Raw genomic sequence first — 12,904 nt, forward strand, 5'->3', positions numbered from 1 at the left:
TATGTCCATCTATCTACCCGATGCGTCATGGCGTCATCACAACGGCCTTGGACATTTGATAGATGTTTTTGGTGGCGATTCGATGATCCGCTTTGTCGGGGGGGGCGTCCGAGATAGTTTATTAAAGACCGCTGTCAGCGATATTGACTGTGCGACCCGCCATCACCCAGAAGAAACCGTCAAATTAATTAAGGATGCCGGCTTTAAAGCTGTTCCGACGGGTATCCAGCATGGAACGGTCACTGCAGTTTTGCCTTCGGGACCAGTCGAAATTACCAGCTTAAGGAAGGACGTTTCGACAGATGGTCGGCATGCCACCATTGCTTATAGCGATAGCTGGCAGGATGATGCGATGCGGCGTGATTTTACTATTAATGCGCTTTATGCCGAACCTAATAGCAGCTTAATACATGATTATTTTGGGGGTATTGCGGATCTTGAAGCTGGATGTGTCCGTTTCATAGGTGATCCTGAAACGAGAATTGCAGAAGATCATTTAAGAATTTTACGTTATTTCCGCTTTCAGGCGCGCTTTGGACGAGGGATCCCCGATGCGGCTTCTTTAGCGGCCTGTATTAAACGTGCGAATGATTTAATGGCCTTGTCTCGAGAACGCATTGCCAGTGAATTAATAAAAATATTAGCCCTCCCTGCACCCTTGGCTATCATTACGTTGATGATTCAGTCGGGCATTTTTACGCCGATTATACCTGAAATAAGGGATAATAGCCTGAAACAACTGAAACGTTTGTTAGAACGGGAAAAAGCTTATTCAGTAAAAGGGGATCCTCTTTTACGACTTGCGGCGCTTTTACCTGAAGATCCTGAATTAGGGCGATCTATTGCACAGAGATTGCGTTTTTCAAAAGAGCAAAAAAAATATTTAATAGCCCTTTTAACCCCCACCCAAGATGCGCCTTGTGCTTTGGCATGGAAAATTGGCAAACAAGCGGCAATAGGACATATAGTCCTTTTTAGGGAAGAGGATGCCCTACCCTCTACGATGTCTTTATTGCAGGATTGGGAATGTCCTGTTTTTCCCCTTAAAGGGGGAGATCTTATCAAGAAAGGTTTACCCGCTGGCCCTATCGTCGCGACCACGCTACAGGGTATTCAACAACAATGGATAGAGGCTGGTTTTCCAGAAGCTGAATGGGTTCATCAAAAAGCGGATCAAGCAATTGATCAGTTTTTATTAGCCGCTAAATAATAAGCTATAGCTTCATCTGCGGGTAGTGGGCGAGAAAAGTAAAAACCTTGAGCATAATCACACCCTAAATCCATGATAATTTTGTCTTGTTCAGCGGTTTCGATCCCTTCTACAACCGTTTTAATAGAAAGGGTCGAAGCCATACTGATAATCGCACGAGTAATAGCAACGGCGGTTTTATCTTCTGCTAGATTAGCAATAAAACTACGGTCTATTTTAAGATGGTCAATAGGAAAGGTTTTTAAATAAGAAAGCGAGGAATACCCTGTTCCAAAATCATCCATAGAGATTTTGATACCTAATTCATGCATTGTGTTGATAACACTGATGCTTTGTTCAGGGTAGCGCATCAAAGCACTTTCAGTTAGTTCCAATGTCAAACGCTCGCCATTTAAACCTACTTGACGGCTAAGGCTGTTAATTACTTCTGTAAGATTATCACGCATAAGCTGTAATGCAGATACGTTAACAGCAACCCGTATCGGTAAGGCAAAACCGGCCTGCTTATCCCAATCTTGTTGAGTATAGATTGATTTTTCTAAGGCCCATCGCCCTAAAGGAATAATCAAACCGGATTCTTCTGCGACAGGAATAAATTCTGCCGGAGAAATCGGCCCCAGTTCGGCATGATCCCAACGTGCCAGCGCTTCGAAACCAACCACCCGTTTGCTATAAGGCGAAATGATAGGCTGATAGGCTAAATGAAGATCTCCATTATCGATAGCCCGTCTAAGATCCGTTTCTAGACTAAATCTTTTCCGTAAAGCACTGGCCTCACCGACATTATAAACCTCTACATGGTCACTTTCTTTGGCATGTTTTAAGGCTATCTGGGCATCTCTCAAGAGGTCTTCGGAAACCTCGATCCGATCATCCATCAAGGAAAAACCAATAGCACAATTTACCTTAACCTTAAGATTGGCCAGATTGAACGGCGTCGACATCAAAGCTTTAATCCGACGGGCTGTATGCCAAACATCCGATGTCCCATGGTTAAGAGTCAACAGAATACCAAACTGATCGCCCCCGATTCGACCTAACCGATCACCAGGTCTTAACGCTGAGGTCAGACGTCTTGCCACAGAAACCAGCAATTCATCGCCGACAAGGGACCCCATACTTTCGTTAATCCGACTAAAGCGGATAAGGTCAATGGCAATAACCGCAACAGGTGAATTGCCATCATCCATGGCAATGACATCATCCAATAATCGCGAAAAACCTATGCGATTAGGAAGACCTGTTAAACTATCCCTTAAGATTTTTGTCCGTAAAGTTGTATGCAATTCGGCAGTCGCCGTGCAATCGATAGGAAGCATCAGATAACAGGTTTCTCCTATTATCGGGTTCTCCATCGCTGTCACTTTTATCTGATAAACACATCTTTTTTCTCTGCCCGGCGGCATCCAATCAAATTGATAGGGCTTTCTAAGCGATGGCGGCATATATTCAAGCGCAGCCACGAGTTCTGGATGGAGGTGAACGGTATTATCTTCTTCAGAAGCCGAAAGATTGGGTTGCTTCCGTGCACTGGCAACTTCAGAAAAGGCCGCGTTACAAAATAAAACTACTGGCTTTTTGTTTCTAAAAACAATGGAGGCAGCGGGGAAAGGCAATGCATTCAAGTAGCTTTGTTGCCAAGCATTGATGGTATCGGACAACTGAACGGGGTCACTTTCCATTACACCGGTTATTTTCCAATTATGTTCAGCCATAACCTGATTATCCAGTGACCTTCAATCAACTATTATTCAATACAGAATGAAAAATGAAAACAATAATTTTAATTTTAATATCTATTACTCTAATAGAATAAATAATTATTATTTTATCCAGTATTTTTACCAATAATAAAATAACAATATAATATTCGCATACTATATAAATATGGTAAAGACACCATATTGGATAAACATTAAATAATTGTTAATAAAAAAGAAAAACGCTTATTACAGTCAGAGAGCGAATTTATTATCTCGAGGAAAACCTACGGGTGGTAACCGTCCACTTGCACCTCGGGCGACCCGCCAAGGTACCATATTTAATTCCGTTCTTATCCGTCCGGTTTCTCCGCCCATAGGCCAGCTTAATCCTTGTTCAAAGGTAAATGTTGTAGCATCAGAAAGACCACCATCACGGTAACGTTGTAATTGAACCCCACTGCCCTTTGATAATTCGGGTATATCGGCCAGAGGAAAGACCAATAATTTTCGATTTTCTCCAATAAGGGCAATATGATCATGCAAGGAATCTATAGGGCGTAAAATGGCCAGATGCTGATCTTTTCTTAATTTAACGATTTGCTTTCCCTTACGGGTTTCGGCACTAATATCGCTCATATTTGTAATAAAACCACGTCCATCAGAGCTAATAACTAGAAATTTAGCGTTTTTCTCTAAAGGAAATAACCCCATAATCTGGGTATCATTGGCAATATCTAACATTAATCTTATCGGTTCACCAAAACCGCGTCCACCCGGCAAACGATCCGCTAAAAGCGTATAAAATCTTCCGTTGTTAGCCGCTATTAATAAGCGATCAGTCGTATAAGCATGACAAGAAAAATCTGCGCCATCCCCTTCTTTAAAGCGCAACGCCTCCGCCGATTTCAAATCAACATGCCCTTTTAAAGCTCTGATCCAGCCTCGTTTTGATAAAACAACCGTCACCGCTTCGCGCTCGATCATAGCATCTAGGGGGATGGCCTTGGCAGGCGTTTCTTCCATTATAAGCGTATGACGAGCACCTAGTTTGGTTTTAAGGCCATAGCGTTTATGCAATAAAGCAAGATCAGATTTGAGACGTTTGCGCTGTAGAGTATCACTGGCTAGCAACGCTTCTAACGCAGCCTGTTCCTGTTTTAAGCTATCGCGTTCTGTTTTAATTTCTAATTCTTCCAGTCGTTTTAGAGCACGAAGACGCATGTTTAAAATAGCTTCAGCTTGTCGATCATTTAAACCGAATTCGGTTATCAGGATGGGTTTTACCTCATCTTCATTGCGAATAATTTCTATTATCCGATCAAGATTAAGATAGGCGATCAAATACCCTTCCAGAAGTTCTATGCGGTCATCAATCCGCTGTAATCTATAATGGGCACGCCGCTGTAGTACGGTAAATTGATGCCCTAACCATTCTTTTATCACTTCATGAAGCGCCAAGACACAAGGGGTGTGCTGACAGTTCAATACGTTCATATTAAGAGAGATACGCGTTTCTAAGCTGGTTAAATGAAACAAACCATCCATCAACAATTGCGGATCAACTGTGCGGCTGCGGGGTTCCAGAACGATGCGAATGGTCTCGTCAGATTCGTCACGAATATCGCTTAGAATAGGGAGTTTTTTATCATTGATTAAAGCGGCTATTTCTTCAATCAATCGTGACTTTGGCACCTGCCAAGGAATTTCCTGAATAACAAGGATCCAGCCGCCACGCCCAATATCTTCTATCTGGTAACGGGCTCTGACACGAAAAGCGCCGCGGCCTGTCTTATAGCTGTGCTTGATACTGGCCCGTGAATCGACAATTTGTCCTCCCGTTGGAAAATCAGGGCCCTTTACAAATTGCAGTAAATCTTCTGTGCTCGCCTCTGGATGATCAATCATATGCGTAATAGCATCAATCAATTCAGCCACATTATGAGGCGGAATAGATGTCGCCATACCAACAGCGATACCGCTTGAGCCATTGGCCAATAAATTTGGAAATAAGCCTGAGAAAAATTCAGGTTCTTCCTCTTCACTGTTATAGGTTAAACGAAAGTCAACCGCCCCGTCGTCAATGCCTTCCATGAGATCATAGGCAGCAGCGGTTAAGCGCGCTTCGGTATAACGCATTGCAGCGGCATTATCGCCATCGATATTACCAAAATTACCTTGACCATCGACCAAGGGATAACGAAGGGCAAAACTCTGTGCGAGACGCACCATAGCATCATAAACGGACTGATCGCCATGGGGATGATATTTACCAATAACATCTCCGACCACGCGGGCGCATTTTTTATAAGCCGAGGCAGGATCAAGCTTCAACAGCCTCATCGCCCATAACAGTCGTCTTTGTACTGGTTTCAAGCCGTCTCTTATATCCGGAAGAGAACGTGATGTTATGGTCGAAAGGGCATAAGCAAGATAACGCTCGGATAAAGCCTTATCAAAAAAGGCTTCGTGGATTTGTTCAGAAACGGGAGAACTGGTCATAGCGGCAGGAAATAGCAGGATCGCAGCAGAGTGGCGAGAGGCGCTTTGGAATTAGTTCTTATAAACAGAGTAAACCGCCAGTGTTGAAACAGACAGGCAGGAAAACCTGCCTGTCCCAAAATATTATTGTAAACCGCGATTTTTACGATGGGATTCAAGATCCAAAACCGCCGTATCCGCATCTACAGGTAACAGACCCAATCGACGGGCGATTTCCTGATAAGCTTCCACTTCACCCCCTAAATCTTGGCGAAAACGGTCTTTATCTAATTTTTCATTAGTAATCATGTCCCATAACCGACAGCCATCAGGGCTGATTTCATCGGCCAACAGAACCCGGGCATAGTCATTTTCCCAGATACGACCAAATTCGAGTTTAAAATCCACAAGCCGAATATTAATGGCCGCAAAAAGGCCGCTCATAAAGTCATTCACACGGATAGCCATATCCGCAATATCACGCATTTCTTCTTGGGTAGCCCAACCAAAGCAGGCGATATGTTCATCGGCAACCATGGGATCACCAAGGGCATCATCTTTATAGTAATATTCAATAATGGTGCGCGGTAGCTGTGTGCCTTCTTCAATTCCCAGTCTTTTACTGAGCGATCCCGCAGCAACATTTCTAACAACAACTTCGATCGGAATAATTTCGACCTGCTTGACAAGTTGTTCGCGCATATTCAACCGACGAATAAAGTGGGTTGGAACACCGATACCAGCAAGTAATGTAAAAATATGTTCCGATACGCGGTTATTGATAACACCTTTACCGCTTATCATTCCTTTTTTTTGAGCGTTAAATGCAGTAGCATCATCTTTAAAATATTGAATGATTGTACCGGGCTCAGGCCCTTCATAAAGAATTTTGGCTTTGCCTTCATAAATTTGACGACGACGGGACATGAATTAGCTTCTCCGAAATTGGAACAGGAGGAATCCTGTGTCCGAAAAAGGCAAGGCACGGAATAAAACCGTATTTATTCCAATTAGGGTGCGTTTATAGCTGAGAAAAGGTTCATGCGCAAACAACGCAGGATAAAGTTTCTGATTATTTATCCTGCCCATATATCGGGATAAAATTAGAATTTTTTACTAAAAAAATTGCTACAACTGTTAAGTTTTACAAAAAAATTATTATTTTATAAAATAACAGAAAAAGGCTAGGTTATCGCCTAGCTAGGATAGCAAAAGTCAGTATTTTATAAAGCGCTATGACATTTCGATTGAAGCCCTCTTTAAAAAGTCGGGACGCTATCCAAACCTTCCGGTCAGATAGTCCCGCGCGCGACGGGTTTTCGGTCGCGCAAATAAGCGATCCGTTGGCCGGAATTCTATCATTTTACCTAAATACATGAAGCCAGTATAATCAGAAATGCGCGCGGCCTGCTGTAAATTATGCGTAACAATCACAATACTAAGGTCACTCTTTAATTCCATCAGGGTTTCTTCAAGACGTGCCGTTGAAACCGGATCGAGAGCAGACGCTGGCTCATCCAATAATAAGACCTCTGGCTCAACGGCAATACCGCGTGCCACACAAAGACGCTGCTGCTGACCACCAGAAAGGCTGAGACCGGAGGCGCGCAGTTTATCTTTGACTTCGTCCCACAGCGCAGAACGGCGGAGCGCTCTTTCTACAATTTCATCCATTTCATGGCGAGATTTTCGGAAATGCAACCGAACACCGTACGCCACATTATCGTAAATCGACATCGGGAAAGGGGTCGGTTTTTGGAAAACCATGCCGATACGAGCCCGTATTTGTGAAATATCGGATTCAGAAGGGATGATTTTTTCTTGATCTCCACGCGCTTTTAGTCGGCTAAGCGTATTCCGACCGGTTAAAATATCTTTTCCATCTAACAAAACGCGGCCCACGGCATATTGCTCGGGATAAAGTTCATAAATACGATTTAGAACACGGAGCAAGGTCGATTTACCACAGCCTGAAGGGCCGATTAAAGAGGTTATTTTATTACGTTCAACGGGTAGATTGACGTTAAAAAGCGTCTGCTTAGTCCCATAATAAAAATCCAGATTACGGGCTTCCAGATTCAGACCCTCGACTTTTGGGGGATCGATAAATTGTTCTTCTTTATCTATGACCTGTTGTTCGTTAGCCATTACTTGCCCTTCCCCTCAGCGATCACACGCCCTACTATGTTGATAGTTAAAACGGCCATCGCTATTAACAGCGCCCCGACCCATGCTAAACTGCGCCAGTCGTCATAAGCGCTCATGGCAAACTGAAAAATTGTCGTTGGTAAACTACCCATGGGTTCTGTTATATTCAGTGTCATGAATTGATTACCAAGTGCGGTAAACAACAAGGGTGCCGTTTCTCCGCTAATCCGTGCAAAGCCTAATAACCCGCCTGTTAAAAGGCCCGGCGCTGCCGCTTTCCAAATAATTGAACGGATAACAAAGCCCTGTGAAGCGCCCAATCCTACACCGGCTTCCCGCAAGGTATCGGGTTGCAGTTGGAGCATATCTTCTGTTGTTCTGGTTACAATGGGCATTGCCAATAAGGCAAGTGCAACCGAGCCCGCAAGCCCCGAGAAACCATGAAATGGGCGAACCATAATCTCATAGATAAAAAGACCTACAAGAATAGAAGGAACAGAAAGCAATACATCATTCAGAAAATGAACAAGGCTGCCATATCGTGAATTACCGCCATATTCAGAAAGCCATGTTCCAGCCAGAATACCTAATATTACAGCTATAATCATAGCTATAAAACACATCAGAACTGAGCCAATGATCGCGTTTCGTAATCCTCCGGTAGCACCGGGAGAAGGCTGGTCGAGCGTGAAAACAGATAAATGCAAACCACCAATACCATTAACAATCAAAGATCGCAGGATAAGGGCAAGCATACCTAAGGCTATAATCGTGGATAAAGTGCACAAGGTAATAAATATACCATTGGCAAGGCGGCGTTTAAAAATCCTAGTCATAAAGAATCCCTAAGTCCGCTTTCCAATAAGCAGTCGGGCTAAGATCAGAACTAAAAAAGTTATTAGAAATAAGACTAATCCCAATGCCGTTAAAGCTGCACTGTGCATTTCGCTTGTTGCTTCTGTAAATTCATTAGCGATCGTTGAGGCAATCGTTGAGCCTGAATCAAACAGAGAATGCGGGAATCCATGGGTATTCCCAATGATAAAGGTGACGGCCATGGTTTCTCCCAAGGCGCGGCCTAATCCCAGCATAATCACGCCGATCATACCTCGTTTTACATAAGGTATCGTGACAGAATGCGTAACTTCAAAAGGCGTAGCCCCTAACCCATAGGCCGCTTCTCTTACCTGTGACGGGACAGTCAAAAACAGCTCTCGAAACACCGAAGCCATATAAGGCAAAATCATAATAGCCAGAATAAGAGAGGCTGTCAGAATATTAGCGCCATTGGGTACGCCCGCTACCAACTTACCCAACCATGAATCGGGTTGCACATGCATGATAAGCGGGAATTGGATATAATTGGCAAACCATGGCGCAAGAACGAATAACCCCCACATCCCATAGACAATGGAAGGAATACCCGCCAGCAGTTCAACTGCAATAGCAATAGGGCGGGCTAATAGTCTTGGACAAAATTCTACCAGAAATACCGAGATTCCAACCGCCAAAGGCAATGCCAGCAAAAGCGCTAAAAAGGCCGTAATTAACGTGCCGACTATGGGACCGGCGGCCCCATAAATCTCGGAAACCGGATTCCATTCGCTAGAGGTAAAAAAGCTAAAACCAAAAGTTTTAAAAGCGGGCCAACCACCAATGGCAAGTGTTACGATAATACCGGCCATAGCAACGAGTGTTAAGGTTGCTGCTGAAAAACAAAGTGAACGGAAAATCATTTCTCCCAAGGAATCGGATTTGAAAACACGATCAGAAGAAGAAGTCGGGGGTGAAGGATGGCTATTCATAAGAATAATCCAACACCCGTTTAACACCAGCCATATCGAGCCAATACCCTCAAGAAAAAATGATAGCTTTTAACCGCGAACAAATTTTATCCGGAAACAATGCCTTAATGTGCTTTAATGCGCATTATAGACGGGCTTGCCATTAACCTGAATGTTATGCGGCCATTGTTGACGGATGAAAGTCTTCACTTCTTTCGGTAGGGGCGCATAGTCAAGGGATAAAGCAGCGCTATCTCCATTTTGATAAGCCCAATCGAAAAATTTCAATACTTCTGTTGTGGTTTCAGGTTTGTTCGGTGTTTTATGTAACAAAATATAAGTGGTAGAAACGAGAGGCCAGCTATTTTTGCCTTTTTGATCCAAAAGGGAAATGCCGTTGCCTGGTGCATGAGTCCAATCGGCGGCGGCCGAAGCTGCTGTGAAGCTTTCTGTTGAAGGGTGCGGGAATTGGCCTTCATAATTAGCAATAAGCGCATAAGGCACTGTACTTTGACGCGTATACGCATATTCGACATAACCAATAGCACCGACCGTTTGTTTTACAAAAGCCGCGACACCATCATTGCCTTTTCCGCCCAGACCGCTTGGCCATTGTACCGCATCACTGGCACCCACACGGGAAGCCCATTCAGAGCTTTTAAGTGTCAGATAAGACGTAAATTGGAAAGAAGTCCCTGAACCATCCGCTCTATGTACCACTGTAATCGGCACGGCTGGCAATTTTAACCATGGGTTAATAGAAGCAATACGGTTGTCATTCCATTTCGTGATTTTGCCGAGATAGATATCAGCAAGTAAACTGCCAGTTAAATGGAGCCGACCGGAACGTAAACCCGGTAGATTAACAATAGGAACGATACCGCCCATAACGGTTGGAAACTGGTATAATCCGCCTTTAGAAAGTTCGTCTGTTTTCAAGGGTTTGTCAGAAGCGCCAAAGTCAATCGTCGAAGCGTTAATCTGTTTGATCCCGCCCCCTGAACCAATAGGCTGATAGTTAATGACTATGCCTGTCTTACTCCGGTAATCATTAGCCCATTTGCCGTAAACGGGTGCCGGAAAGGTGGCACCTGCCCCCGAGATTGTCATTGCATAGGCAGAGCTGCCAAGAAGACTCATAAAACCTACGAGAGCAGCTATTTTCTTAACCATGACAGCACTATCTTTCTTTATATCGGATATTAAGGCGTTTCTATGCGACGATCTGTAATCCTGTCATATTGCATAAAAATGACAAAAACCTATTTTTTGTTTTGTGTTATCATAATGCCTGACAGTTTTTAGAGGTTCCTTTCTTAAAACAAGGATAGCCAATCTGGCCTAATATCTGTCAAATCTTCTGTCATGGTTTTGTCATAAAAGTGATAGAAAAACTGTCATAAGCGCTCGCTATATCTCCGCCCTGCCGAACGGGTTGTGCGTGGAGAGTATATGCAGCATTTTTTTCAATCTCTTAGAAGGAGCAGTGGATTAATTCCGGTATTGGGAATTTTTGCGAGTATTCCGGTTACTTCTTTTCCTGTCAAAGCGGCTTCCGTCCCGCCTTCCAGAAAGCTAAAATCTGTTCATTATTCTGCTGCAGCAGAGATCGCTAGGCAATCAGAAGAAATCCGCCAACTCCATGCTGAATTAAAAGCACTGGCTCTTAGGCTAGATGCTCAAGAAAATAAGAAACAGCAAACGGCTACGCCCGTTGTAGTTCAAGCAGATATTCCGCAAAAAGCGGTCCCTTTAAATACAAATGAACTAAAAAACGAACAACCGACTTTATCTGAGCAACAGCTGAGACTCGCCGCAGCAATTGATTCGATTCCTGATCAAATCAATAAGCAGGTTGATAAATCTGTCTCCCAAAGAATTGATAAGAAGCTTAAATTTGGTGACTGGTTTGCGAATACGCATATTGGGATGCGGATGTATTCTAATGCCAGCTATGTCAATTATCGACAGGATGGACAAGCGGCGGCATGGATGCCGGGTCGAACCTCTGCCCCGACCAGTATTAATACGCCCGCCGGTAATATTGGGTATGATACCAAAAATCGGCCTGTCGGAGATTCTATGGGGTTCGATTTAAAACGCTTCTATTTAATGGTTGATCATAAATTTAATGACAACTGGGCTGCCCGTTTGACTACGGACGCGTCTTATATTTCTGGTGTTGGGGAAGCCATATATATCAAGCATGCCTATCTTGAAGGAAAGCAGTCAGATGCCTTGTCGGTTCGTTTTGGTGCGGCCGATCTTCCTTGGTTACCTTTTGTCGAAAATCTTTATGGCTATCGGTGGGTAGAAAATACCTCTTCAGAGCGTGCGAATTTTGCGACTTCTGCTGATTGGGGTATTTTTGCCTTAGGTAAATTGTGGAATGGCTTGGTCGAATATAACATGGCTGTCGTTGACGGATCAGGGTATCGGTCACCGTTTCGTTCAAAGAACCCTGATTTTGAAGGCCGTATTAATGTTAATTATGCCGGTTTCACTGTCGGTGGTGGTGCGCATATTGGCCATCAAGGTCAAGAACGTGGTCAATTAGGCCAATATGTCTATAATGCAGCTCAGCGCTATAATGCAGTCATTGCTTATGTTCATGGGCGCTTCCGTTTTGGTGGCGAATATTTTTACGCCAAAGATTTCACCGCTTCCTCGCTGGATTGTAACCTTAATGCTTGTACAACAGATAGCACCCTTAATAAAAAGGATGCAGGTCAAGGATGGTCTGGTTGGGGGTCCATTCGCGTTTTGGACAGAGTATCAGTATTTGGGCGCTATGACTGGGCACAACCTTTTATGAAAAGCGATTCTCATTTCAGGGATCACTATTTTAATGCTGGTGTTGATTGGCAGCCGATTAAAAATATTGATGTGGGTCTTGTCTATAAGCAAGAAAATGTCACTAATAATGGCTACACAGGCACAGTGCCTATTTATATTAATACAACGAATGGGGCTATTGGGGGTATGAGAAGCGCTTCTTATAGAGAAGTCGGACTCTTTACGAATTTCAATTTTTAATATTTTAAAAAATTATTTGATTAAAAAAGGCCTTCGTTATTGAAGGCCTTTTTTATTACTGTTTTTTATTTTTTATTCCGTAATTCATCCCGAATTTCGCGCAGAAGAACAATATTTTCTGGTGGAGATACCTGTTCAGCCAGTTTCTCTTTTTTATCTTCGGATTTATCGAATTCCTTTTGAAGCTTACTAGCCGCTTTCATAATTAAAAATAGAATAAAAGCTACAATGACAAAATTGACAACAACCGTTAAAAACGCTCCATAGCCGAACAACGGTACCCCTGCTTTTTTCAAATCATTGTAACTTGTGAGAGATCCCGTATAATTTGCAGGAACAGCACCAAGACGAATAAAAAAGCCCGAGAAATCAACACCGCCAAAGACAGCACCGATGATCGGCATTAAAAGATCACCTGTTACAGAACTGATGATTTTATTAAAAGCATCACCCATGATAACAGCGATACCCAAACCGAGCACGTTACCTTTGCTGATAAAATTCTTGAAATCAGTGATTAGCGACATATTTTATTTTTCTCCGTG

The 12,904-nt window shown here is 43.3% G+C and carries 10 protein-coding genes; 2 read left to right on the plus strand and 8 right to left on the minus strand.

Going from position 1 to position 12,904, the window contains the following annotated elements; all coding sequences use genetic code 11:
* The first annotated feature begins 1 nt into the window (after position 1).
* On the plus strand, positions 2-1,210 hold the full coding sequence (locus ZYMOP_RS01175) for a CCA tRNA nucleotidyltransferase (RefSeq protein ID WP_013933533.1): 1,209 nt from the start codon (positions 2-4) through the stop codon (positions 1,208-1,210).
* Here the strand turns inward: ZYMOP_RS01175 and ZYMOP_RS01180 are convergent.
* The 7 genes from ZYMOP_RS01180 to pstS all read right to left on the minus strand — a co-directional run bounded on the left by ZYMOP_RS01180 (position 1,186) and on the right by pstS (position 10,496).
* Positions 1,186-2,925, minus strand: coding sequence for a putative bifunctional diguanylate cyclase/phosphodiesterase (locus ZYMOP_RS01180; RefSeq protein WP_013933534.1), 1,740 nt, complete (start codon positions 2,923-2,925; stop codon positions 1,186-1,188). The genes ZYMOP_RS01175 and ZYMOP_RS01180 overlap by 25 nt on opposite strands.
* A 240-nt stretch (positions 2,926-3,165) precedes the next feature.
* A complete protein-coding gene (parC, locus tag ZYMOP_RS01185) occupies positions 3,166-5,412 on the minus strand; it encodes a DNA topoisomerase IV subunit A (protein ID WP_013933535.1) in 2,247 nt (748 codons plus the stop codon).
* A gap of 123 nt (positions 5,413-5,535) precedes the next feature.
* A complete protein-coding gene (gene purC / locus ZYMOP_RS01190) occupies positions 5,536-6,318 on the minus strand; it encodes a phosphoribosylaminoimidazolesuccinocarboxamide synthase (RefSeq protein WP_013933536.1) in 783 nt (260 codons plus the stop codon).
* Between the two features lie 348 nt (positions 6,319-6,666).
* The gene (locus tag ZYMOP_RS01195) at positions 6,667-7,539 is read right to left on the minus strand and encodes a phosphate ABC transporter ATP-binding protein (RefSeq protein WP_013933537.1); all 873 of its coding nucleotides are present in this window, start codon (positions 7,537-7,539) and stop codon (positions 6,667-6,669) included.
* The gene (gene pstA / locus ZYMOP_RS01200; protein ID WP_013933538.1) at positions 7,539-8,375 is read right to left on the minus strand and encodes a phosphate ABC transporter permease PstA; all 837 of its coding nucleotides are present in this window, start codon (positions 8,373-8,375) and stop codon (positions 7,539-7,541) included. Before pstA ends, ZYMOP_RS01195 begins: the two co-directional genes overlap by 1 nt.
* A 9-nt stretch (positions 8,376-8,384) precedes the next feature.
* Positions 8,385-9,344, minus strand: a complete 960-nt coding sequence (gene pstC / locus ZYMOP_RS01205; RefSeq protein WP_013933539.1) for a phosphate ABC transporter permease subunit PstC — start codon at positions 9,342-9,344, stop codon at positions 8,385-8,387.
* 114 nt (positions 9,345-9,458) lie between these two features.
* On the minus strand, positions 9,459-10,496 hold the full coding sequence (pstS, locus tag ZYMOP_RS01210; RefSeq protein ID WP_013933540.1) for a phosphate ABC transporter substrate-binding protein PstS: 1,038 nt from the start codon (positions 10,494-10,496) through the stop codon (positions 9,459-9,461).
* Positions 10,497-10,775: 279 nt separating this feature from the next.
* On the opposite strand from pstS, the gene ZYMOP_RS01215 reads away from it, so the two are divergent.
* Positions 10,776-12,359, plus strand: coding sequence for a porin family protein (locus ZYMOP_RS01215; protein ID WP_013933541.1), 1,584 nt, complete (start codon positions 10,776-10,778; stop codon positions 12,357-12,359).
* A gap of 65 nt (positions 12,360-12,424) precedes the next feature.
* Here ZYMOP_RS01215 and mscL read toward each other — a convergent pair whose 3' ends face one another.
* Entirely contained in the window at positions 12,425-12,886 is a 462-nt protein-coding gene (gene mscL, locus ZYMOP_RS01220; RefSeq protein ID WP_013933542.1) for a large conductance mechanosensitive channel protein MscL, read from the minus strand.
* Positions 12,887-12,904 lie beyond the last annotated feature (18 nt).

Source organism: Zymomonas mobilis subsp. pomaceae ATCC 29192 (assembly GCF_000218875.1).
Taxonomy (GTDB): domain Bacteria; phylum Pseudomonadota; class Alphaproteobacteria; order Sphingomonadales; family Sphingomonadaceae; genus Zymomonas; species Zymomonas pomaceae.